This window comes from Chryseobacterium jejuense (assembly GCF_900100075.1).
GTDB lineage: Bacteria > Bacteroidota > Bacteroidia > Flavobacteriales > Weeksellaceae > Chryseobacterium > Chryseobacterium jejuense.
Genome location: NZ_FNEG01000006.1, coordinates 287696 through 310397, shown reverse-complemented (window position 1 = coordinate 310397; position 22702 = coordinate 287696). Strand labels below are relative to the sequence as shown.

General features: G+C 33.5%; 25 protein-coding genes and 1 riboswitch. Of the genes, 24 read left to right on the top strand and 1 reads right to left on the bottom strand.

Translation table 11 applies throughout. The features are described 5' to 3' along the window. Positions 1-61 precede the first annotated feature (61 nt). The 24 genes from BLS98_RS18705 to BLS98_RS18590 all read left to right on the top strand — a co-directional run bounded on the left by BLS98_RS18705 (position 62) and on the right by BLS98_RS18590 (position 20491). On the top strand, positions 62-601 hold the full coding sequence (locus tag BLS98_RS18705) for a dihydrofolate reductase family protein (protein WP_089738293.1): 540 nt from the start codon (positions 62-64) through the stop codon (positions 599-601). A gap of 34 nt (positions 602-635) precedes the next feature. After that, complete coding sequence (locus tag BLS98_RS18700) at positions 636-1010, top strand: VOC family protein (RefSeq protein ID WP_089738291.1); 375 nt, start codon at positions 636-638, stop codon at positions 1008-1010. A gap of 48 nt (positions 1011-1058) precedes the next feature. Next, entirely contained in the window at positions 1059-1838 is a 780-nt protein-coding gene (locus BLS98_RS18695) for a hypothetical protein (protein WP_089738289.1), read from the top strand. A 63-nt stretch (positions 1839-1901) separates the two neighbouring features. Next, positions 1902-2405 carry a hypothetical protein gene (locus BLS98_RS18690; protein WP_089738287.1) on the top strand — a complete coding sequence of 168 codons (504 nt, stop codon included), beginning with the start codon at positions 1902-1904 and terminating at the stop codon, positions 2403-2405. An 18-nt stretch (positions 2406-2423) separates the two neighbouring features. Then, the gene (locus tag BLS98_RS18685; protein ID WP_089738286.1) at positions 2424-2756 is read left to right on the top strand and encodes a hypothetical protein; all 333 of its coding nucleotides are present in this window, start codon (positions 2424-2426) and stop codon (positions 2754-2756) included. An 8-nt stretch (positions 2757-2764) separates the two neighbouring features. Beyond that, the gene (locus BLS98_RS18680; RefSeq protein WP_089738284.1) at positions 2765-3442 is read left to right on the top strand and encodes a hypothetical protein; all 678 of its coding nucleotides are present in this window, start codon (positions 2765-2767) and stop codon (positions 3440-3442) included. A gap of 85 nt (positions 3443-3527) precedes the next feature. Beyond that, positions 3528-4913, top strand: coding sequence for a serine hydrolase (locus BLS98_RS18675; protein WP_089738282.1), 1386 nt, complete (start codon positions 3528-3530; stop codon positions 4911-4913). A 66-nt stretch (positions 4914-4979) separates the two neighbouring features. Next, entirely contained in the window at positions 4980-6590 is a 1611-nt protein-coding gene (locus BLS98_RS18670; protein WP_089738281.1) for a serine hydrolase, read from the top strand. 194 nt (positions 6591-6784) lie between these two features. Continuing rightward, on the top strand, positions 6785-7624 hold the full coding sequence (locus tag BLS98_RS18665; protein ID WP_111994839.1) for a hypothetical protein: 840 nt from the start codon (positions 6785-6787) through the stop codon (positions 7622-7624). A 97-nt stretch (positions 7625-7721) separates the two neighbouring features. Further along, complete coding sequence (locus tag BLS98_RS18660; RefSeq protein ID WP_228425385.1) at positions 7722-8132, top strand: 5-carboxymethyl-2-hydroxymuconate Delta-isomerase; 411 nt, start codon at positions 7722-7724, stop codon at positions 8130-8132. A 32-nt stretch (positions 8133-8164) separates the two neighbouring features. After that, positions 8165-8668, top strand: coding sequence for a DinB family protein (locus BLS98_RS18655; RefSeq protein ID WP_089738276.1), 504 nt, complete (start codon positions 8165-8167; stop codon positions 8666-8668). A 221-nt stretch (positions 8669-8889) separates the two neighbouring features. After that, the gene (locus BLS98_RS18650) at positions 8890-9948 is read left to right on the top strand and encodes a hypothetical protein (RefSeq protein ID WP_089738274.1); all 1059 of its coding nucleotides are present in this window, start codon (positions 8890-8892) and stop codon (positions 9946-9948) included. Positions 9949-9967: 19 nt separating this feature from the next. After that, complete coding sequence (locus BLS98_RS18645) at positions 9968-10984, top strand: DUF2268 domain-containing putative Zn-dependent protease (RefSeq protein ID WP_228425387.1); 1017 nt, start codon at positions 9968-9970, stop codon at positions 10982-10984. A 386-nt stretch (positions 10985-11370) separates the two neighbouring features. Then, positions 11371-12360 (top strand): dienelactone hydrolase family protein, encoded by a 990-nt coding sequence (locus BLS98_RS18640; RefSeq protein ID WP_089738270.1) that lies wholly within the window; start codon positions 11371-11373, stop codon positions 12358-12360. A 69-nt stretch (positions 12361-12429) separates the two neighbouring features. After that, entirely contained in the window at positions 12430-13176 is a 747-nt protein-coding gene (gene blaCHM, locus BLS98_RS18635) for a CHM family subclass B1 metallo-beta-lactamase (protein WP_089738268.1), read from the top strand. Positions 13177-13359: 183 nt separating this feature from the next. Beyond that, a complete protein-coding gene (locus BLS98_RS18630) occupies positions 13360-14139 on the top strand; it encodes an alpha/beta fold hydrolase (RefSeq protein WP_089738266.1) in 780 nt (259 codons plus the stop codon). 15 nt (positions 14140-14154) lie between these two features. Further along, entirely contained in the window at positions 14155-14505 is a 351-nt protein-coding gene (locus BLS98_RS18625; protein WP_089738265.1) for a DUF2200 domain-containing protein, read from the top strand. A gap of 62 nt (positions 14506-14567) precedes the next feature. After that, positions 14568-15206 (top strand): DUF4272 domain-containing protein, encoded by a 639-nt coding sequence (locus BLS98_RS18620; protein ID WP_089738263.1) that lies wholly within the window; start codon positions 14568-14570, stop codon positions 15204-15206. A gap of 75 nt (positions 15207-15281) precedes the next feature. Continuing rightward, positions 15282-16250 (top strand): DUF2157 domain-containing protein, encoded by a 969-nt coding sequence (locus tag BLS98_RS18615; RefSeq protein WP_089738261.1) that lies wholly within the window; start codon positions 15282-15284, stop codon positions 16248-16250. After that, positions 16240-17316: a DUF4401 domain-containing protein gene (locus tag BLS98_RS18610; RefSeq protein WP_089738258.1), complete on the top strand. Its 1077-nt coding sequence runs from the start codon at positions 16240-16242 to the stop codon at positions 17314-17316. The genes BLS98_RS18615 and BLS98_RS18610 overlap by 11 nt, the downstream gene beginning before the upstream one ends. Then, positions 17303-17791 carry a GDYXXLXY domain-containing protein gene (locus BLS98_RS18605; RefSeq protein ID WP_089738255.1) on the top strand — a complete coding sequence of 163 codons (489 nt, stop codon included), beginning with the start codon at positions 17303-17305 and terminating at the stop codon, positions 17789-17791. The genes BLS98_RS18610 and BLS98_RS18605 overlap by 14 nt, the downstream gene beginning before the upstream one ends. A 1-nt stretch (position 17792) precedes the next feature. After that, positions 17793-18293 carry a toxin-antitoxin system YwqK family antitoxin gene (locus tag BLS98_RS18600; protein ID WP_111994842.1) on the top strand — a complete coding sequence of 167 codons (501 nt, stop codon included), beginning with the start codon at positions 17793-17795 and terminating at the stop codon, positions 18291-18293. Between the two features lie 200 nt (positions 18294-18493). Next, positions 18494-18619, top strand: a riboswitch (FMN riboswitch). 92 nt (positions 18620-18711) lie between these two features. Continuing rightward, positions 18712-19359: a 3,4-dihydroxy-2-butanone-4-phosphate synthase gene (gene ribB, locus BLS98_RS18595; RefSeq protein ID WP_089738250.1), complete on the top strand. Its 648-nt coding sequence runs from the start codon at positions 18712-18714 to the stop codon at positions 19357-19359. Positions 19360-19492: 133 nt separating this feature from the next. Next, positions 19493-20491: a T9SS type A sorting domain-containing protein gene (locus BLS98_RS18590; RefSeq protein ID WP_089738249.1), complete on the top strand. Its 999-nt coding sequence runs from the start codon at positions 19493-19495 to the stop codon at positions 20489-20491. A gap of 114 nt (positions 20492-20605) precedes the next feature. On the opposite strand, the gene BLS98_RS18585 is transcribed toward BLS98_RS18590, so the two are convergent. Next, positions 20606-22690 (bottom strand): outer membrane beta-barrel protein, encoded by a 2085-nt coding sequence (locus BLS98_RS18585; RefSeq protein ID WP_089738247.1) that lies wholly within the window; start codon positions 22688-22690, stop codon positions 20606-20608. Between the last annotated feature and the right edge of the window lie 12 nt (positions 22691-22702).

Genomic DNA, 22702 nt, shown 5'->3' with positions numbered 1-22702 from the left:
AAATATACTTACCTTTCTCTTAAATTTTAAATATCAATAACCATATCATTCCCTTTTAAACATGAAAAAAATCATATTAGACCTGGCAACAACCCTAGACGGATTTATTGAAGGACCCAACGGAGAAATCGATTGGTGCATTATGGATGATGATATGGATTTTGATGGTTTTATCTCAGGAATCGATACTATTTTCTACGGAAGGGTAAGTTATGATGCATGGGGAAATTATCAGCCTGATGAAAATGCAGCTCCAGAAGACCTGGAATTCTGGAAAACCATTCATGCAAAGAAGAAATTCGTGTTTTCAAGCCAAAACCGCGAAGATGAGAGGGCCACCTTCATCCACTCTGATCTTATAGAAAAAGTTTCAGACATAAAAAAACAAGGTGGAAAAGATATCTGGCTGTATGGTGGAGCAAGTCTTATTAAAACTTTTATTCAAAATAATCTGATTGATGTTTATAGAATCTCTGTGCATCCGGTTGCTTTAGGAAACGGGAAGCCTCTTTTTGAAGATTTAAAAGATAGGTTAAATTTAAAACTTGTTGAAACGAATGTCTTTAAATCTGGAGTTGTACAACTTATCTATCATCCCTAATTTGTAATCATCAACTAAAACATTTTCGTTAGCCATGAATATAAAATTAGACTCCATCATTCTGTATGTTCAAAATATCAGTCTGCTCAAAAATTTTTATGTTGAAAATTTTAATTTTAAAGTCATTGAAGAAGATGCTGTATGGGTTTTAATGAATGTAGGTTCTGTAAACATTGGGCTTCATAAAATAGGAGATCAGTATCTTGAAAAAATAGAAACCGGTTACCAATTTGACAACAATACCAAGCTTGTTTTTGAAGTGGATACAGATATTGAATCAGCAAGAAATGAACTACTGTCAAAAAAAGTTGAGATGAGAGCTATTAAAACTTTTGAAAACTACAATTTCTGGTTATGTGACGGCACAGATCCTGAAGGAAACGTATTTCAGCTGAAATGTAGAAAATAGCAGCTGAAGCTAGATTTTTAACTTTTTAATCCTATTAAAACTCATACCATGAAAACAAAGAATATACTCGGATTTCTATTTTTACTCCCCGCCCATTTTTTATTCGGCCAAAATATATCTACTATTGAAAAACAACTGAATGATGCGTTTCAAAAAATTGATTACTGGTCTTCCGAAGGCAGAGATCATGAAAAGTCTTATGATTCTTTAGCTTCTGCCAACACAAAATTTGAAAATTTATTAGTCAGATATACATCTTCTCATCCTCAGACTCTCCACTATGATTTTAAATCTTTAGCGAAAATCGGACTCTCTGTTGCCACTTCAGAAGATGGTAAATTCCGAATTTATTCATGGGATACATGGACAGGCGGAACCATGCATTTCTTTAAGAATGTGTACCAATATGAAGCAGATAAAAAAGTATATTCTAAAGCAGTAGAGAGCCAGGGTGAAGGTGATCCGGGATGTTATTATTACCAGATCAACGATATTATTTCAGAAAACAAAAAATATTACCTTACCCAAAGTAAAGCGATTCTAAGTACCGGCATGAGTTATCATGCTATAAAAGTTTTTTCTATTGATAATGGGCAGTTGAATGATAAAGCTCAACTCATCAAAACCCAAAGCGGTATCAAAAATCAATTGAGCTATGAAGTAGATCTTACTGCTTCAGCCAATAGAAATTATGAAGGAAGAGATTATGAGATTACGTATGATTCTCAAAATAAAATCTACAGTATTCCTTTAATACAGGCAGATTCTAAGGTCACAACCAAGAAGATTAGGTATCAGTTTAAAGGGAAATATTTTGAAAAGTTATAACAGACTTTTTAGCCACATCGATAGTTTCTCTGTTTGCATTAATTTTCGAAAAAGATTTGAAAAATGCCAGTTATCATTGAAATAAAAACCAGAACCAATTGGTTGATAACCCTTATCATGGGCTTAGCATTAATAGTATGTCTTTTTATCATTTTAATTCTAATGCCTTTGATGTCCATAGAAGAAACTTATTTCTTATCTATATTCAGCTATATCACTAAAGTAATTCCTTTTGCAGCATTTTTCACCCTTTTCTTATATTTCTGGCTCTGGAATACCTTTGGAAAGACCGTTATCAGTATTAAGCCTGACTCTATAAGGGTAAGATATAAAAATAAATTATTTACTAGTTCAAAAACATTCCTGAAACAGGAAATTAAAGATATTCAGACGATAGACTTTAGAATAGAAAAGACTCAGTTAGGTACCCGCTATCATTTTTCATGGGTAGATGCTACTTATTCTGTCGTATTGATGAATAAGGATGGTGAAATAAGAATTATTAACTGGGTTACAAAAGAAAACGCAGATGAAATCATTGGTAAAATAAAAAAAATATGGAATTAATTCAAATAGTTTTAAACCATGAAAAATATTTTTAAAGAGCCAGCAGCCCCCTTTGCACTGTTCAATTATTCAGACTTTTTAATTCTAATTATAATTAATTTTATTCTCTATTTATTTATCAAAAAAAGAATAATCAAATGGACTAAAATAAATAAAATCATTTTTGGATTTTTTTTATTTATTATCATTCCCATTCTTTCCTGTGAGATTGAACTTAATAATGTTCATCATAAATTTGAAATTGTAGATGGATTCAATGTTTTATATATCCTCTTTAAAATTCCATTTTGGTGGATGATCGAAATTTTCATGATTTATCTTATTAATTTAAAAACAAAGAAGTTTAAATAACCCAACACATGTACATTAAATTCTTTTTAACTATTTCTATTTCTATTTCAGCTTTCTGTTTTTCCCAAAGATCAATAGAAAACAAAAAACTATACATTTTCATTGGTAAGAAAATAAGTGTTAAAGAGTTTAACCCTAATCTACAGCAGGAAAAAAGCAAAACAAAAGAATTAGATCCAGAAACAGGAGATACCTTAACTGTTACACATCAATCTTATATCATGGACAATGCATTTCATTGTATATATTTAGTAATTAAAAATTTAAAGAATCATCTGATAAAAGAAAATGTTGAATTCAATGCCTATGATCATTATGACCGTCCTGGTTTTGAAAAATATGAAAATGTAATCCTCTATATTTCTAAAAATAAAAATGGCAATTTTTTCCATCAAAAATACATGTATGATCCTGTGTATAAAATTAATGGAAAATGGGTTGGTATATTAAGTTTTATCTTTCCCAATAATAACTTGAAACAATGGAAGAAATTTAAAACAATAAATATCAATAAAAGCTACACAATAAAAGCAGAATTAGGGTCATGTGATAAAGACTGTCAAAAAATATATTATCCATCACCCTATTTCGAAATTAAGAATGGATTTGCCTATCCAAAAAAAGCTTTTGAAATCAATGATATTATTTCTTACCGAAAAAAAACTACACTTAAGGCTAAAGATTAAACCTACTAAATGTGCTAAATAAAGTTTATATTTTTTTGTAATTCTAAGTCATTAAGATTTATATTAGACCTCTAAAACGATTCCCATGAAAAGGCTATTTTATATCTTGATTTTAATGATCTTAAGCAGCAACCTAAATGCTCAAACGGAAAACTATACCATTAGTTTTGAACAATTTCAGAAGAACTTCAATACCGGAAAATATGATGAAATTTTCAACAGCTTTTCCTCCGAAATGAAACAATCATTGCCCATTGAAAAGAATAAACAGTTTTTGTCTGACCTGAAGAATCAGTTGGGAAATGTGAAAAGTACAGAATTTACAGGCTATCAACAGTCAACGTATGCCGCTTATAAAACGCAATTTGAAAAAGGAATTCTGGTGGTTAATATTTCATTAGATTCTCAAAATAAAATCAATGGTCTATTTATTAAACCTTATGAAGACCCGAAGAAAATAATCAATGTACTTAGCTCTTATCCAAAAGAAATAGCAGAAGCCATTTATGCTACGGCAGCCAAATTTCCTGAAAATACTCAGCTTTCCATTGCAGTGATTCAAAATGGAAAAACAAATTATTATGGTATTATAAAAGAGCATGACTCGATAAAGCCCATTGAAAATCAAAATAAGATCTTTGAAATTGGTTCTATTTCAAAAGTATTTACATCTACTGTTCTTGCGTCTCTGGTAGAATCTAACAAGATAAAGCTTACAGATCATATTAATTCATATTATTCATTTCCTTTTAAAGAGAATAGAAAGATTAGCTTTGAAGAACTTGCGAATCATACCTCCGGACTTCCTAGGTTACCTCAAAATCTTAATTTATTAAATTTAAATAATCCTTATCAGGGATATCACACACAAGAACTTGAGGATTATCTTAAAAATTTAATGACCATTGATCATACAATCTCTAAAAATTTTTCTTATTCTAATCTGGGCGTAGGATTATTAGGATATACTCTGGGGCTGTCACAAAAAACTACATTTCAGAAGTTATTGCAAAAAACAGTTTTTGATCAATATGGAATGAGTCAGTCTTTTACCACTTCCCGGAATCTGGATGAAACGCTTATCAAAGGTCATAACATCAATGGAGATCTGGCTTCCAACTGGGATTGGGATGTCCTTTTCGGAGCTGGTGGAATTTTATCTACAACCGGAGACCTTGTAAAATTTGTTCAGGCACAGTTTAATCCTAAAAATAAAGAATTAGCTTTAACCAGAAAACCCACGTTTACCGTTAATGATAAAACAAAAATCGGTTTAGGCTGGCATATTATTACCACCAAAAACAATAAGGAAGTCCTGTTTCACAATGGTGGAACCGGCGGTTATTCTTCTTCACTGACCCTTGATATGGAGAATAAAACAGCTGTCATTATTCTTTCCAATGTTGCTTCAATCAATGAATCTGTTGATCATCTGTGCTTTGAACTATTAAACCCAACCACAAAAAAATAACTCTTATTTTTCTTACAACCGAGTGTAATACTATGTTGCGTTCAATTGTCTTATAATAAAAATTACATGAGAACTATTTTAGCCTGCCTCATTATACTCTTGGCAGCCCATCCTCTTTTTTCACAAAAGGCAAAACAACTGGACCAATTATTAGGAGCTTATGACAAAGCAGACCAATTCAGCGGTACTGTTCTTGTTGCTGAAAAAGGAAAAATTATTTTTGAAAAAAGTTATGGCTATAGAAACGGTCCTAAAAAAGAAAAAAACACCAATAATAGCCTTTACCGAATTTTCTCCACCACAAAAATGTTCACAGCCACAGTTATTCTGAAGCTGGAAGAGGAAGGAAAATTATCTATTAATGACAAACTTTCCAAATATTATCCGAACTTTCCCAAAGGAGATAGCATTACGATAGCCAATCTTCTTTCCCATACCTCCGGAATCCCTAATGATACAGACTCAGAAAACACCATCAATGAAGAGACATTTATGAAGTTCATTGCGGCAAAACCTTTGAATTTTTCTCCGGGTAAACAATGGGATTATTCCAATTCCGGATATTATATTCTGGGATATATCATCAAAAAAGTAACCGGAACAGACTATGAAAAAGCTATTGACAGCTATATTCTAAAACCTCTGCAAATGAATCATACTGGTTTTAATTTTAATACGGTTACTGATACTAACAAGGCTTTCGGATATGAGTTTTTATCGCCTAATACTTCCAACGAAGCTTTACGTTTTAAAACTGATCACCCTTTTGCTGCGGGAGCCATGTATTCTACCGTTGAGGATCTTCTCAAATTCAATGAATCTTTTAAAAATAATTCCATTCTTAAAAAGGAAACCATTGAAAAAATGTTTACCCCTTATCTTAATGACCATTACGGGTTGGGGAGTAACGTCACGCTTGCTGACGGAAAAAAAAGAGTTGGTCATGATGGCGGCGGCCCAGGTTACCGAAGCAGGTATTATAGAATATTGGAAGATGACATCTGTCTTATTGTAATGTCAAATTCTGATTTATCATACACAGATACTATTATTCCAAAGATTGAAAATATACTCTACAACAAGCCTTATAAAATTCCTACAATCGTAAAAATTAATCCACAACAATTAAAAAACCTGGAAGGAATTTACTCTACAGGAGCTACTGATTTTTATGTAACGGTTGTGGACGGACAGGTTCTTTTCAGGGAAAAAGGATATCCAGTATGTTCATTATTCCCAGTTAGCAATACATTATTTCAATTTGATGAAAATATCACTTTTACTTTTAAGCCGGACGAAACAGGAAAAATCAATTCATTAACAGTTAAGTTCCGCGATGGAAATGTAAAAACAGGAACAAGAAAAGCTTCTAATTATCTTTGGGGAATCATTGGAAACGCCACTCCAGGCGGCTGGGACGGAAAAGATACTCCATTACAAGTAGATCAAAAAAATCCAACACTCTATTTTCTCAAAAATTTCCACTTGAAAAAAGGAAACCTGAAATTCAGAGTTGATAATGATTGGGGATATAACCTTGGCTTAAATAATGATGGAAAAACCATTGCTCTTAATGCCTATGATTTTCCAATAGCCGAAGATGGCCAGTATGATATTGTTTTGGATATGTCTGATCCTATAAAACCCCAGTATAGTATTAAAAAATCTGTTTTGTAAAAAACAACTGTAATAATTCTATTGAATAAGCCTGAATGATATCATTCAGGCTTATTCATTTATTATACAAATCGTAGAACTACTACATTTTTAAAGATTTATGAAAAAATTCAATATGTAAACAAAATAATATTTCTAAATTAAGAGAATTAAAAACACTTATTATGAGAATTTATAAAAAAAAGGTACATACTATGAAAAACATTCTATCTGTTTTCATTATTACATTCTTAGTTCTTTCATGTAAGGGACAAAATAGTTCTAACCAATCCAAAAATGATTGGGCATTACACAAACTGGCGGGGAAAGTAAAAAAGATTAAAGAGATTATGTATCTTGGGGACGGCCTGTCTAAATCGATAAAAGAGGCATCAGAAACCAGCTATAATGAAAATGGATATATTATTCACGCTTATTCCCATGGAACATTTGATAAAGCGGCCTCCACTACCTCCATTTCTTATGATCAAAACAATAAGATAAAGGAGGCTAAAATGTTTGATCCAGACAATAATGAAATAATGAAAGTCACCTATGGCTATTCTAAAGATGGAAAAGAAATCGATACAAAGGTGGAAAATAAAAGTATAAATATCACTTATTCCGAAAAAATAATCAACACCTATAATAACGCCAATCAGCTAGTGGGTACAAAAACCCTACAAGATGGAAAACTCCGTTCAATCATAAGCATTAAAGATAGTGCTAACCAAAAAATAACAGAAGAAAAATTACTTGATTCTGCTGGAAAGCTAAAATCAAAAACTATAAAAAAATTTGATAAAAAAGATAATCTGCTGGAAAAGTCTGAATATGGAGGACCTGATGCAAAGGATTTAGAATTTAAAGTAATTTTTAAGTATAATGAAAGAAATCATCCTGTAGAAATAACAAAATATAATAATGACGGAAGTACAGAGTATAAAGATTCATCAGAATATGTATATGACAAAATAGGAAACTGGATAAAAAGAACAGATTTTAGCGATGGTGAAATTGATACAGTTACGGAAAGAAAGGTTGAATATTACTAAATGGATATAGAATATTTTCAACAAAATAACATATAAACCGTTCTATTTTTGAGCGGTTTTTATTTGAAATAGAGATTCATATTTTTCTTATTTTTACATGACAAAAATCATATCACAAACGTTTATGCCTCATTTTATCATAGAATGCTCGCAGGATATTCTTCAACAAAAAACTCCGGATGAAATCATGGACGCGGTATATCATGTGGCTGAGTCAACGGGTTTGTTTGCTGTGAATGACATTAAAGTAAGACTGCAACCTTATCAGTATTACCGATTGGGAAAAAATAAGAACAATTTTCTGCATGTCTTTGGATACATTATGGAAGGCCGCAGCACAAAACAAAAAGCAGATCTTTCCACACAGATTTCTACCCAGCTTACAGTATTACTTCCTGATATTTCTTTTCTCTCCGTGAATATCACCGAATTTGAAGCTGCTACTTATAGCAACAAAGCCCTCATCAACCCTGAAAACTCCAATCATAACCGCCACTTTGGACTTTGAATTTCCAGTTTACACTACAAAATATTAATATTATGAGCTTAAAAACTTTAATCAGCAAAACCGTTCAGTACAACAATTGGGTAGTCAATAAATACATTGACTGGCTATCTACAAAATCTGATGAACAGCTTAATCAGGAAGTTATTTCCAGCTTTCCTACTATTTTAAAAACCCTGCACCACATTTGGCAGAGCCAGGAATATTGGTGGAGCCATATTTCTGAAAACAATGATTTCGATTTTGCCAAAACCACTGCTGAAACCAGTAAAGAAGAAGTCTTCAGAAACTTAAAAAATAATTCTCAAAAGCTGGTGGATTATGTGGAAGGTTTATCTGAGGAAGATCTCACTAAAAATGTAAAAATAGAATCCCAATGGTTTCAATGTGATTTTTCAAAATATGAATATATCCAACACGTAATTCTTCACGGAACCTACCATAGAGGACAAATTGTAACAATGGGCCGCAACGTAGGAATCACCGATGCTCCTATGACGGATTTCAACTTCTGGAATATTTACAAAGACAAAGAATAGACCTTTTGATCTTTAAAAATTAATAAAATGGGACAACTTTTTGGGCTCATATCCTGTTACGCCCATGAAAAACTTAATGAATAATACATCGTAAGTTAATCTGACTCTATTTTTTCGTGGTCTATCTTTCAGAAATACCATTCGGATAGAAAATTCAACGATTGGGGGAATAAAATTTCTTCCAATTCATTTTTTATAATATTTTAGTCCAAAAATAAACCATGAAAAAACTTTTTAAATTCTTCAAATACTTTTTACTTACTGTATTTGCTATCATTTTAATTTCCATTCTGTATATATTGATCAGTAATAAAATCTTTATTGGTGGAAAGGATTCTGAGTTTACAGACTATCTGAAAAATAATCATATTACTGTTGATGATAAAATAGACGGTAAATTATTTGATGATAATTTCTATAATTCTCAGGTTTTTCTTTTGGGCGAAATTCATGGATATGCAGACAATCAGAAATTAGATCTTAATGTATTGAAGTTTTTAAATCAAAAAGAAGGTGTTAAATACTATATTGCCGAAATGGACAGCATTCATTCTAACAAGCTGAATGTTTTCCTTCATGGAAAAACAAAAGATCAGAATCTGCTTAAAGAAGTTGTATTGGCTGTGAAGAAAAGAATTCCACAACAATCCAGTAAAGAATTAATGGACAAGTGGAATAGCATCTACGACTATAATCAAACGCTAAAAGACTCTTTAAAAATATCCGTAATTGGGGTTGATACAGATTTCAATGAAAACTCCCGTAAAATTTCCAGAGATTCAGCCATGATCGTAAACTTTAAAAACGCAGTAAAAAAACAGCACATTGAACATGAGAAATTCTATGGACTTTTCGGATTTTATCATGTACTTCAGCATGGCGTAAAAAAAGATAAGAAGCCTTTTGCGGAAGAACTTAAAAACTCTGGTTTTAAAACATCAAGTATTGTAAGCTATCCTTTAGACAGTGAAATGTATCTTCCAAAAAATCCACAGTTCCCTACTCCCGAGGATGAGAAAATAGATTGGATTAATGCTGATGGACCATTCATGCTGGTAAAAGGAATTAATGATTTCAAAGAATTTGCAAAACCTAATTCTATGACATTATTCAAACTTAACAGTAACAATTCTCCTTATCAACAGGCTGATAAATTAATCTCTGTAAAATCCAGAATGTTTGGAGAAAGCTTCAATCCACAAAAAAACACCCATACTCTGGATTATTTCCAATATGTGGTGATTACCAGAAACTCAAAAGCTTTAACACCTATACAATAATCATCTGAAGTTTTTTTCAATGAAAAATAGTATCCTGTTTTTATCAGCATTTGTCATGCTTTCTTGCTCTACAAGAACACCATCCGCTGTTGCGAATAAAAAATTTGACTATAATAGATTAGAAAAAGTTGCCGATAGTGTGAAGGTTGAAAATATTGTCATTAAAAACCTGTTCAAGCATCAGCTTCTTGCCCATAAAAATCAACAATATGATTCTGCAAGGATCGTTACAAATGTTTACCTGCCTCATAAAAAATTATGGGACAGCTGCTATGGGGTCATTTTCGGGGATGAAAATGCTCATCTTTTCAACAATCCTAAAGGCATGATTGCCTGGAACAAGTCGTTGTATGAAAAAAATAAGCAGGAGTTTGAAAATAAGGCCAATATTATTTTAAGTATTAACCTTAAAAAACATTTTCAGAAAACCCTTAGCCAATTCAATAAGTTGGTTCCCTATAAACCTAAGGCCAAAATAAGTTTAATATTCACTCCTATTACCGGAATTTCATTTGGTGGATGCAACGCCGAACAATTTGCATTAGAACTCAACAATAAAGATGTTAATATCCTATATTCTCTTGAAAAGGCTCTTCCCCATGAATTAAATCATCTGGTATATGAACATTTCAGAAATACTGACAGCAATGGCGGATCTGCTTTAAGCCAGACAATAGATGAAGGGTTTGCGTGTTATTTCACTTATGTCTTCTTTACCCGAAAAATGGAAAAGTATGAAGCCGTTGAAAATATGTCAGAAGAGAATTGGAACTGGTATATCAACAATGAAAAACAAATCTTCACAAAATTAAAGCCTTATTTTGACGATAACTCAGGAAATAATCCATTACTGAGAAATGATAAGCTGAAACTTTTTCCGGAGGCTCCAAAATCTATGAATTATTGGCTGGGATTCAGGATTATTGAAAAGTATGTTGAAAAAAATGGTCCAGATTCATGGAAAGATGTTTATCACTTAAGCGCTAAAGACCTGTTGGAAAAAAGTGGCTACGAAAAATTCATAGAAAGTTTGTAGATTTTTTTGTTTTTAAGGCTATTCAAAGGCATGCGGATTAATCCTATCCGCTAGGGTTTTCATGGTTTATCAAAATGCTAACAAAACATGTGGATAACTTTTCCACAATCCTCAAATCACTATTTTTACAATGTGGATAACTTTTTAAAAAGACTTGAAAACAATATACAAAACACTAAAAAGCAATAAATTAAATAGAATATATTATCCACATAAAATTATCCACATTCAAAAATAAATGTTGATAATTTTATGTGGATAACTTTTTTTTAGTCTGTAAAATTCCTTTTTTGTAAGTCATTTTCACCTTTCATTTTCATTGTAAACTAAATTGTTTAAAAATTCATATTTTTACATGAAACACTAATATCCATCAGCAAAAGACTATGAGAAAAATATTATTCGTAATTCTGTTTTTCCTTTTTCAATGGAGCTTCTCACAGAGCATTCCATCTTATGAACATTTTAAGCATCATTCCATCTTCAAAAAGAATGATACGATCAATTATTATGTTTATTCTCAGAATGAAATCAGTAACACAACAGGAATTCTGTTATTTATACAGGGATCAGGAGCCTTTCCAATGTTTAATGTGACTAAAGAAAATAAAAGCACATCGGTAGTTTCCACAATCCCTTTTGATCTGGAGAAACTTCCAAAAGATTATGCTTTTATTGTGGTGGCTAAAAAATGCGTTCCTTTTGTAACCATTAACCAGGACTATCATCCATCGAAATGTTTTTATGAAAATGAATCCCTGAATTATAGGGTCTGGCAATATGACAATGTACTTAACGACTTTAGTAAAAAGATAAAAACACCTAAAAACATAGTAGCCATTGGACATTCTGAGGGAAGTGATGTAGTCGCAAAATTGGGAACCGTTAATAAAAAATTAACGCATATCGGCTTCTGGTCCGGAAGCGGAAACAGTCAATACAATGATTTTGCTCTGATGATAAGAAAGGAAGTCAGTGAAAAGAAAATTGATGAAAAAATGGCGACCATGAAACTGGACAGTCTTTATCAAAAACTGAATGATATAGAAGCTCACCCGAATGATATCAATCAATTCTGGATGGGCAACACTTATAAAAGATGGCATGAATTTTCAGAACCTGCCGTTGAAAACTTATTAAAGGTGAACATTCCCATTTTTGCAGCAATTGGAACCCAAGATCAGGCCGTACCTATTGAATCATCACTAATTATCAAATCGGAATTTATCAGAAAGCACAAGAAAAATCTAACCTACAGAATATATCCGGATTATGATCATGGATTTGAGACCGTTCCTTCTAACCCTGATGAAGAACCAAAGGATATGTGGATGAGCGTCTTTGATGAATTTATGAATTGGGTTGAAAAAAAATAAAAATACTTCATCATATTCATTTACAGATATTTTGTAATTTCATCTACAGATAAAAAAGCAATCAGAATCATGAAAAGTATATTCGTTATCTTATTTTCTTTCATCATCTTGAGCTGCCATTCTCAACATAAAAATAACTTTAAGGCTAAGGAAATTTACAAATCTGAAAACCTCGTCATCACTCATATTTCAGAGAATTCTTTTATCCATACTTCTTTTAAACAGACCAATGACTTCGGAAATGTTCCCTGCAATGGACTGATTGTAAAAAACGGCAGTGAATCCATTGTATTTGATACTCCAATAAATGATAAAAGTTCAGAAGAACTCATACAATGGATCAACAAAACGCTTCATTCAAAAATTAACGCGGTGATCCCGACTCATTTTCATGATGACAGCGCAGGTGGCTTACAGGCATTTCATAACCATAATATTCCTTCGTATTCGTACATTAAAACCATTGAATTAACCAAAAAAAATAATTTTGTCGTTCCTCAAAACAGCTTCAACGATTCATTGATTTTAAAAGTAGGCACTGAAAAAACGATTACAAAATTTTTCGGAGAAGGCCATACAAAAGATAACACTGTAGGATATTTCCCAAGTGAAAATATTCTGTTTGGAGGCTGCCTGCTAAAAGAATTGGAAGCCGGAAAAGGGTATTTAGGTGATGCGAATGTTAAAACCTGGTCTAATACTGTTGAAAAAGTGAAAAAGGAATATCCTCATGTAAAAATTGTTGTTCCTGGCCATGGTGAATACGGAGATCAGAAATTGCTTGATTATACCATTGCATTATTCAAAGATCAGTAAAAACATCAAATTTTCTGAATAGACATTTAATCAACTGAAAAATTCAGGCCTTCTATTTTTATTCAATGAGCCGTCCAAAATGTATAGAAAAACAGACCACAGAAAGAAATATCTTCACCTTCTGTAGGCTTTTTGTACCTTAGTTTCCTTATTTTTTTACACACCAACATAAAATCTAATTCTATGGAAAAATATGCAGTCTCTTCAGATGGCCAAAAAATTCATTACAAGGAATCCGGAAACGGAAATACAGCAATAATGTTGATCCATGGCTGGCTTGGAAATAGTGAATGGTGGACTGATCAACAAAAATATTTTGCACCCCATTATCGCGTTATACAAATTGACCTTGCCGGACACGGAAAGTCTGATTCTTCCAGAAAAGACTGGACCAGTTCCCGATATGCTGACGATATAAAAGCGGTAACTGATACTATAGATTCTCAGGAAATTATCCTTGTGGGACATTCAATGAGCGGAGCTTACGTTCTTGAAGCTTCCTTAAAAATTCCAAACGTAAAAGCTTTGGTTTTGATAGACACATTGAAAGACCTGGATGAATCTTTCACTGAAGAACAGGCAGAAGAAATCATGTTTACGCATTACAGAAAAGATTTTAAATATGCTGTGGAAAACTTTCTTCCCCAATATCTTTTTGCAGAACAAACCCCAGCTGCTGTGAAAGAGAGATTACAGTATGAGTTTCTTCAAAACGAACCGGAAAAAGCCATCCATGTACTCCAACCCTTATACAAAACAGATTTCAGAGGCTTCGCAGAACAAGTTCAGATTCCGGTAATCGCTATTAATTCGGATGCTTCGCCTACGAATCTTGAGACCAACCGTAAGTATTTAAAAAATTATGACTACGTAACGATTACGGGAGTTGGGCATTATCCTATGCTTGAAAAACCGGAAGAGTTCAACATCATTCTTGATGGCGTATTAAAAAAATTAATCTAATCTTCACAAAAAGCCATGCAGAATACAAAAATCTTCACTACAGCTTTTGCCAGTGTTTATCCACATTATATTCAAAAAGCAGAGAAAAAGGGACGAACAACATCTGAAGTTCATGAAATTATTCAATGGCTGACCGGTTATGACGAACAAGGTATTCAGGAACAGCTGGAAAAGAAAACTGACTTTAAAACTTTTTTTGAGCAGGCTCCAAAAATGAACCCTAATGCTGCATTAATCAAAGGTGTTATCTGCGGATACCGCATAGAGGAGATAGAAGATGAACTGATGAGAAATATCCGGTATCTTGATAAACTGATTGATGAACTAGCCAAAGGAAGAAAAATGGAAAAGATAGTAAGGGAATAATTTTAGCTAATCATAGTTCACCACCAAATATTATTTTAAACTAGTAATCATATTCAATACAAATGACCAGAAAAGAAAGAACGGAAGAAATTCTTAAAAAGGAAGGCATTACAATTAATTTTAACCTGCCCCATATAGAATCTGAAGAAGAAACTACATTGAGAACCCCAAAAGAGATCGCAGCAAGGGTTGCTATTCTTGGAATCACCAATTTTGTTGCTTTTGACACGATAAATTCAGAAACAGCAACAGATTATATGATAGAGTATAATCTTTGGGAATACATTACTCCTAACGAAAAAGACTTTATATCTGAACCTACGGAAGATAAAAAGTTTCAGGAAACCTGGAAATGTGAATGTATTTGGGTTTTACTGTGGGCTTTAAAAATAGTAGATATATTGCCCTTCCCTAATGAATTATGTGATCTCAATGATGTTCCTTTTGAAAAATACCCTGTAGGCGGAGACAGGAATCCGAATGATTTTATTAATGGCAACCATGAAATCCGCTCAAAATCTGAAATTCTTGATGCTAACGATTTATACTACAGATACGATTGGGCCTGTGTAGACGCAAGAATCAATAACAGAGAAATGACACAGGTACATCCCGGAATCGTCTATGAAAGGCACTACGCTCTCAATTGGCTGATTAATTATATGGATCAGGAATGGGATCATATCTCCTGTGATACTTAAGAAACGCTACAACTCATTACAATAAACAGCAACTTATTAAATATAGCTACACTTTCAATACTTAATACACTTTAAATGAAAGATATACAAAAAGAAGATATTCAAATCCTCAGCAGGCATAGCAACCTCAGCGAAAAGGAGATCGATACTCTTCTTAAAAACAATATTTATAGCAGCCAGGAGGCCTGGCAGAAATTTCTTAAATTATTCCTTATCAGCCTGGGAATCGGGTTTACAGTATCCGGAATTATTTTCTTCTTCGCCTATAATTGGACAGAATTACCAAAATTTGCAAAAATCGGATTAACTGAAGCCTTAATTATTGTCACTACAGGTTTAGCATTATTTCCTAAAATCAATGCTAACATCAGGAATATTATTCTCACCGGAGCTGCAGCACTCGTAGGAGTTTTGTTTGCCGTATTCGGACAGGTTTATCAAACCGGCGCAGATGCTTATGATTTCTTTTTAGCCTGGACAATTTTTATCACACTTTGGGTTATCATATCAGACTTTGCTCCTTTATGGCTTCTTTATGTAGTTTTAATGAATACTACACTTATTTTATATTCAGAACAGGTAGCCAAAGACTGGGATGAAAGTATCATTATCCTTCTTCTTTTTGTTCTTAATGCTGCCATTTTGATAGGATCTATCCTACTTTCTCATTATAAAAAGCTCAGCATTCCCAATTGGTTTACCAACGTTTTATCACTGGCAGTGGTCAGTATATCAACCTTTGGGCTCTGTCTTGATTTTGTAGACAGCCACCAAACTTTATTATCTTTTTTAATTCCGCTTAGTATTATTACCTACGCTTTAGGTATCTGGTATGGTTTTAAAACAAAAAACAGTTTTTATTTTGCCATTATCCCTTTAAGCCTTGTCATTATTATCTGTTCTTTATTATTTAGAATAGGAGACGATAAAGATATATTAAATGAAGGTACATTCTTATTAGTATTCGTTTTCGTTATTGCGAGCATCACCCTTATTATTAAAAATTTGATGAACCTTCAAAAAAAGTGGAAAAATGAGAAATAAAGAAAATATAAAAGAGCTGATGGATCATCTTCATTCGGCAAGTGACCGGGAGATTCGCTTTGATGAAGAAGCAATTATAGCTGCCTATGAAGAAAAAAGCTCCAATCATCAATCATTGTCTATCAAAATATTATCTGTTTTTGGTGGAATTATGGCCTGTCTTGCCTTTTTAGGCTTTATTTTTATGGTTCAGGTTTTCGATTCACAAATAGGAGCAGGAATATTCGGAATTATCTGCATTGCAGGTTCATCTTTTATCAGCAGAATATCCGGGAAAACAATTGTAGATACCTTGAGTGTTTCCTTTTTCATTACCGGTTTCTCACTTCTTGGTATAGCTCTCTCTACAGAAGGCGATATTATCTATCCAATATTCATTGTCTTGGCTTTATGTATATTATTTCTGGTTCAAAGCTATATTCTTTCCTTCATTTCTGTATTGATTATCAATGGAAGTCTATTTGCATTTGCTGAGATTAATCAAGCCTTTGCTCTTACATGTACTATTATTATTCTCCAGGCAGTCTTCACCACTTTTCTGTTCTTGTGGGAAGCAAAAATAATAACCAAAAGCAAAGTTTTATCTCAACTGTATGATCCGGTTCGAACAGGAATGGTTTTTGCATTCATATTTACTCTCGGTTTTTTTGGATTCAAATCTTTTTTCCGAATTGAAGATGGAGTGTATTATTATAGTTTAATTCCATCTGTTGTTATTGTTATAGCCATTCTTTATGTTGTTTCCCATCTGTTCAAGACATTACAGGTTGCCGATACAACTTATAAGATTCTTATGTATATTCTTACTGTTTTATTTTTATTGCCTACTTTATTAACGCCAACTATACCGGGCGCAATTCTCATCATTTTGCTTAGTTTTTTAGTCAACTACAAAACCGGATTTGTTTTAGGAATCATTGCTTTACTCACCTTTATCGGGAGGTTTTATTATGATCTTAATTTCACTTTATTAACCAAATCCATACTTCTGTTTACCTCAGGAATACTCTTTCTGGCAATCTATTTCTTCACCCGCAAAAAACTATCAGCACATGAAAAAATATAAATGGCTTATCATCATTGTCAATCTTGTTCTCTTATTGATCTATTTCAATTATTCAGTGGTGGAAAAAGAGACTTTGCTAAAGAATGGACAACCTATCTTATTAAAACTGGCTCCTGTTGATCCCCGTTCACTGATGCAGGGAGATTATATGAGCTTACGATATGATATTTCCAGTAATATTAATGCTGAAAAGATCCCTAGCCGTGGATATTGTGTAGTAACACTTGATCCCAAAGGTGTGGCTCAACGGGCTCGTTTTCAAAAAGACGCAACCCCATTGAAAGCCGGTGAATACCTCATCAAATATACTTCACCCAATCAATGGAGCATTAATATTGGGGCAGAATCTTTCTTTTTTCAGGAAGGACACGCTCAAAAATATGACAAAGCTGCTTACGGCGGGATCAAAACAGACAAACACGGAAACAGTGTATTAGTTGGATTATATGATGAACAATTAAAACAGATTCAATAAAATGTATAAAACACTTCTCACCTCAATTTTAGTTCTTTTCATGAGTACAATTTACTATTCTCAAAATATAAATTTAGATGAATACGAAATTTATCTTGGAGATACTCTAATTTCTAAACAGGATTTCATGGAGCATAATAAAGCACTTAGTGAAGAACAGGCAAAAATACTTCAGTTCAAACCTATTACGGATGGTTTAAAAAAGGCATATTATCTAAATGGAAAATTATCCTCAAGTGGAAAAATGGAAAATTTAAAAGAAAATGGAATATGGGAATACTGGCATCCTAATGGACAGAAAGCTCGTAAAGGCGAATTCATTAACGGAAAACCCAATGGACAGCATGAATATTGGTATCAGAATGGAAACCCCAGAGCTATTGGAAATTGGAAAAACGGAGTATATGAAGGAAAATGGGAAATATATAATGAGGACGGAACACAAAAGATTATTAAGAGTTATGAAAATGGAAAAGAGGTTTTAGAAAAAAAATCTGAATAAATCTCTCATTCAAAAAAATAGACTAAAAACCACTCCTACTTGTGAGTGGTTTCTTATTTTAAAAACCAACCCATCATTGAAAAATCCAATCAAAAAATTCTTTTCTATCTCAAAAAAACTCCCGAAATTAGCGACTTGTGCATTAAATGTATTCAATGAAATAAAAATTTAAATTAATACATACAGTAAAACTTAGTATAAGTTTTCTTCGGGGCAGGGTGAAATTCCCTACCGGCGGTTACAGTCCGCGACTCCTTTCATTTGAAGGGACTGATTTGGTGAAATTCCAAAACCGACAGTTAAAGTCTGGATGGGAGAAGAAAATGAGACGTACGGTAAGGTCCTTCACAGGCCCTTATGGTATCGTATTTCATTTCCATGTACCGAAGACTATTTTAACTTTTAAAAGTAAAATAACATGGAAAAATTATTAGAACAATTCGGAGCAACCTCCAAAGAACGTGTAGAAAAAGCACTTTCAACATTACAACAGGGAAAAGGTATTCTTTTAGTAGACGATGAAAACCGTGAAAACGAGGGCGACATCATCTTTCCCGCTTCCACTATTACAGAACAGGATATGGCTCTTTTGATCCGCGAATGCAGCGGTATCGTTTGCTTATGCATTTCCGAAGAAAAAAGTAAGCACCTGAACCTGCGTCCGATGGTGGAAAACAACAATTCAAAAAATCAAACCGCGTTTACCATTTCTATTGAAGCCAGAGAAGGAGTAGAATCCGGAGTTTCGGCAAAAGACCGTGTAACAACCATCAGAACTGCTGTTGCAGCAGATGCAGTGGCTGAACATATTGCAAGCCCAGGACACGTATTTCCTCTGATCGCTAAAAAAAATGGGGTATTTGAAAGACGTGGACATACGGAAGGAAGTGTAGATCTTGTAAAAATGGCTAATCTGGGTGATGATGCTGTACTTTGCGAATTAACCAATGAAGATGGTTCTATGGCAAGACTTCCGGAAATTGTAGACTTTGCTATGAAAAAAGGAATGAGCGTGGTAACCATTGAAGACATCTATGCTTACCGAAAAATGGTTATGAGTAACTAAACATCAATCCATTTAATGCACAAAATAGCCGCCCGACCTTGTTGGGCGGTTTTTTATTTAATTATTTCATTAAAAACAAGTTAACATAAAAATTATTTCATCTTTTTAACTAACTTTAATAAAAAATTTGGCCATGAAAAAAATTATCCTTTTTCTGTTGGGAACTTCTGCAGTGTTTTCAGCTCAGATCACGCTTACCAAAGCGTCCCATGATCCTATCCTCAATGATATTGTGGATAACAGACTTATTACCGGAACTGTGGATAACTCTGCAACCGGAGCCAACGTAACATTTTCAAACGGAAGCCTTACTTTGGGAATACCTGCACTTGTTAGTTATTTAACGCCTGCAGCCAGTGAAATAAGTACTTTTCCCGGCTCCAATATTAAAATGGTTGAAGGAGCAACCGCTATACTCTACAAAGCCTCGCCTACAAAATTAGAGATCACAGGAATTGTAAATCCCCAGGTTACGCTGAACTTAAGTATGGATAATGGAACTTACATCAACTATCCTACCACCTTCGGGCCTGTACAGAATGATACAGCCAAGGGAACATTTACTTCTTCTGTAATTAATGGAATATGTGTAGGCACAACATCTACAGAAGCTGATGCTTATGGCACATTAATTCTGAATAGCCAGACTTATAATAATGTTCTTAGAGTAAAATTTACACAAAATTTCAGTTTACATTTACCTACCGACTTAACATTTGCTAATCCTTTGGGTACTGTTACCAATACTGCATATTCTTATTACGATGCCAGTCACAGATATCCGTTGCTCAGTTCTACCAACTTAAATATTTCGGTACCTATATTGGGGATTAATCAGACGACTTCAACTGCAATGGCTTTAAATATGGCAACACTGGCAGTAAGTAATACCGTCAAAAAAGAAAGCTTCAGTGTATATCCTAATCCAGCTCAGGACTTCATTAGATTCAAAGGAAATACAGAAGGGTATTCAAAAGCGAATATCTACGGTTTGGATGGAAAACTCATTAAAACAGCTGATGTAAATTCAGGAAATATACAGATCTCGGATCTTCCTCCTGCTCCTTATTTCATTGAAATCAGTGGAAAAAATTCTGAAACGAAAAAGAATCTAAAATTCATCAAGAAATAACATAAAAAATCTCGTTCAAAGTTGATGAACGAGATTTTTTTTGATCCGTCTGGATTTAAAAGAATAGCTATATTTACTTTTATATCTCTAAATATCCTCCCGCGTCCATTCTCTTTAAAAAGTGGCAGCCGGGGCAGTATCGTTATTCAGCTTTTTCTGAATTTCAGTTTTCTTTCCTTTAGAAAAATCATAGCTTATCCCCAGTACAAACATTGATTTATTATTCATGATCTGTGTATGAAGTCTATAATCTACTAAGCTTTCAGATAAACTTTTTGTCTTATATTCGGACGGCATTCCTATCCAGTACATTCCAGTGGAAAAAGTAAGGTTTTTATATTTATAGCTAATAAAAATATTATTCTGGTTTTCATTGGTATTCAGAAAAGCTCCGCTTAAGCTATACGTTGGAATATTGAACTGATACTGCGCTGAAAAGTTTTTATATTCTGAAGACAACACAAAATAATTTCCAAAGTAATCATTTTTAATCACCGCACCGGTACTGGTCTTTACCATTTCGAAAGTAGGAGCGAAATTAGCTTTTATCACCAGCAGATTATTCCCGAAGGGCTTATAAGAACCTGAAATAAAAGCTCCCACCTGCTGAGAATACTGCCCGTTTTCATAAGTCAATGCGTATCCTCCAAAAGTATCGTCTAAAATATAATACTGATTGATGACCCGATTTGTGTAAGAATAGGATACATTCAAATTAAAATCAAAATACTTGTTGTTCAATGAATAAGTCAGATTATTGGTCCATTTCTGCTGAGACCTAAGAAAAGGGTTTCCTTTCTGCACAATATTGGGTGCCAGCTGCACAACATTACTACTGAGAGCACTGCTCACAGGGCTTATAGGTTTATAACTGCTTGTAAAACGGAGACTCTGATTATTTTTAAGTTGATAAGCCAGTACTACTTTCGGAGTAAATGACCATTCATCAAAAGTATTCTCCGCACTTTTATTATGAATATTCGTAAGTCCCAAGCCGATACGATAACTGAACTTATCTATTTTCCCAGCAAATTCACTGTAAAGATATTGCTCCAGATAAGTAACTTTATATTGAGAGTATCCTGAAAGATTATTCAGATCATTGGATATTGAAGAGTTTGAAATACGATATCCTGATGAAAGTTTCCCGGCTGCAAAATCATGGGTATGCGCCAACTCTCCTACAAAACTTGTCTGCTTTGCTTTTAAAACCATATCATTATCATACACGGATAGACCAGTTCCTGTTACCCACTCTTTAGCCGTTTCTGAAGAATAGGTAGTATAATCAGAAGCTACTACATTAATGCTTAGTTCATCCTTCATTCCTATTTTTTTAGAATAATACATATCCAGTTTAGGAGTTACATACTCTGAACCATTATTTTTAAACATAGAATGCTCTTCGGAAGAATTGTCTACGGTAAAAATACTTTGCCCCGTTCCTTTTGAAAAACGGTTGAAAATATTCATATTCAGTTTTACCTGAAAAGCATAATCATCAGGAACCAGCCGGGTATAACGCAATGCTACAGTCTGAAAAGTATATCCGAAATGATCTTTTCTATCCTCATTAGACCGGTAATGCTCACCACCCAACTGATAATCATAGATACTATTTACTCTTCTGTCTCTGTAATCTCTTAAATTAATAGAATATTCAAGCCCTATATCATTCTTCCCTTTTGTATAATTTGCGTAAGCAGATGCATTTACAAAACCTGTATTCAATGCAGTAGATCCTTCAGCTCCAAAAACATATCCTGTTTCAGTAGACCTTGTCAGAATATTCACTACAACATCTGCTCTGGTTGCCCATCTTGCTGGGGGAATATCATAATACTCTACTTTCAGCACTTCACTGGGCGCAACACTTCGGATCTGCATGTCTGTAGCTTCCACTCCGTTAATCAGAAATAAAGTATTCCCTCCTTTTGTACTTGTAATGACATTGGAAACCGGATCCAGCTGCAGTTCCGGAAGTGTGCTTAATAAATCCTTTGCATACCGGGCTTTTTCCAGTGCTTCTTTATCAAAAGTATACACTGCCTTATCAGCAAACTGCTTTTTGCGTTGTGCTTTTACAATCACTTCCTGAAGTTCTTTCGTTCCAGAGGTACTCACTGTATCATTTGGGATTTCCTGCGAAAAAGCTTGAGTTCTACAAAGAAAGCAAATCGTGTATATCGTTTTTTTCATATCAGAAATGGA

What these genes read in the sequence shown, in the direction of transcription:
- BLS98_RS18610 (WP_089738258.1), top strand. Translation starts at nt 16,240, where the DNA reads ATGAGAAATAAAGAAAATATAAAAGAGCTGATGGATCATCTTCATTCG.
- BLS98_RS18690 (WP_089738287.1), top strand. Translation starts at nt 1,902, where the DNA reads ATGCCAGTTATCATTGAAATAAAAACCAGAACCAATTGGTTGATAACC.
- BLS98_RS18605 (WP_089738255.1), top strand. Translation starts at nt 17,303, where the DNA reads ATGAAAAAATATAAATGGCTTATCATCATTGTCAATCTTGTTCTCTTA.
- BLS98_RS18695 (WP_089738289.1), top strand. Translation starts at nt 1,059, where the DNA reads ATGAAAACAAAGAATATACTCGGATTTCTATTTTTACTCCCCGCCCAT.
- BLS98_RS18585 (WP_089738247.1), bottom strand. Translation starts at nt 22,690, where the DNA reads ATGAAAAAAACGATATACACGATTTGCTTTCTTTGTAGAACTCAAGCT.
- BLS98_RS18645 (WP_228425387.1), top strand. Translation starts at nt 9,968, where the DNA reads ATGAAAAATAGTATCCTGTTTTTATCAGCATTTGTCATGCTTTCTTGC.
- BLS98_RS18685 (WP_089738286.1), top strand. Translation starts at nt 2,424, where the DNA reads ATGAAAAATATTTTTAAAGAGCCAGCAGCCCCCTTTGCACTGTTCAAT.
- BLS98_RS18640 (WP_089738270.1), top strand. Translation starts at nt 11,371, where the DNA reads ATGAGAAAAATATTATTCGTAATTCTGTTTTTCCTTTTTCAATGGAGC.
- BLS98_RS18680 (WP_089738284.1), top strand. Translation starts at nt 2,765, where the DNA reads ATGTACATTAAATTCTTTTTAACTATTTCTATTTCTATTTCAGCTTTC.
- ribB (WP_089738250.1), top strand. Translation starts at nt 18,712, where the DNA reads ATGGAAAAATTATTAGAACAATTCGGAGCAACCTCCAAAGAACGTGTA.
- BLS98_RS18590 (WP_089738249.1), top strand. Translation starts at nt 19,493, where the DNA reads ATGAAAAAAATTATCCTTTTTCTGTTGGGAACTTCTGCAGTGTTTTCA.
- BLS98_RS18675 (WP_089738282.1), top strand. Translation starts at nt 3,528, where the DNA reads ATGAAAAGGCTATTTTATATCTTGATTTTAATGATCTTAAGCAGCAAC.
- BLS98_RS18700 (WP_089738291.1), top strand. Translation starts at nt 636, where the DNA reads ATGAATATAAAATTAGACTCCATCATTCTGTATGTTCAAAATATCAGT.
- BLS98_RS18600 (WP_111994842.1), top strand. Translation starts at nt 17,793, where the DNA reads ATGTATAAAACACTTCTCACCTCAATTTTAGTTCTTTTCATGAGTACA.
- BLS98_RS18660 (WP_228425385.1), top strand. Translation starts at nt 7,722, where the DNA reads ATGACAAAAATCATATCACAAACGTTTATGCCTCATTTTATCATAGAA.
- BLS98_RS18650 (WP_089738274.1), top strand. Translation starts at nt 8,890, where the DNA reads ATGAAAAAACTTTTTAAATTCTTCAAATACTTTTTACTTACTGTATTT.
- BLS98_RS18705 (WP_089738293.1), top strand. Translation starts at nt 62, where the DNA reads ATGAAAAAAATCATATTAGACCTGGCAACAACCCTAGACGGATTTATT.
- BLS98_RS18655 (WP_089738276.1), top strand. Translation starts at nt 8,165, where the DNA reads ATGAGCTTAAAAACTTTAATCAGCAAAACCGTTCAGTACAACAATTGG.
- BLS98_RS18630 (WP_089738266.1), top strand. Translation starts at nt 13,360, where the DNA reads ATGGAAAAATATGCAGTCTCTTCAGATGGCCAAAAAATTCATTACAAG.
- BLS98_RS18670 (WP_089738281.1), top strand. Translation starts at nt 4,980, where the DNA reads ATGAGAACTATTTTAGCCTGCCTCATTATACTCTTGGCAGCCCATCCT.
- blaCHM (WP_089738268.1), top strand. Translation starts at nt 12,430, where the DNA reads ATGAAAAGTATATTCGTTATCTTATTTTCTTTCATCATCTTGAGCTGC.
- BLS98_RS18665 (WP_111994839.1), top strand. Translation starts at nt 6,785, where the DNA reads ATGAAAAACATTCTATCTGTTTTCATTATTACATTCTTAGTTCTTTCA.
- BLS98_RS18625 (WP_089738265.1), top strand. Translation starts at nt 14,155, where the DNA reads ATGCAGAATACAAAAATCTTCACTACAGCTTTTGCCAGTGTTTATCCA.
- BLS98_RS18620 (WP_089738263.1), top strand. Translation starts at nt 14,568, where the DNA reads ATGACCAGAAAAGAAAGAACGGAAGAAATTCTTAAAAAGGAAGGCATT.
- BLS98_RS18615 (WP_089738261.1), top strand. Translation starts at nt 15,282, where the DNA reads ATGAAAGATATACAAAAAGAAGATATTCAAATCCTCAGCAGGCATAGC.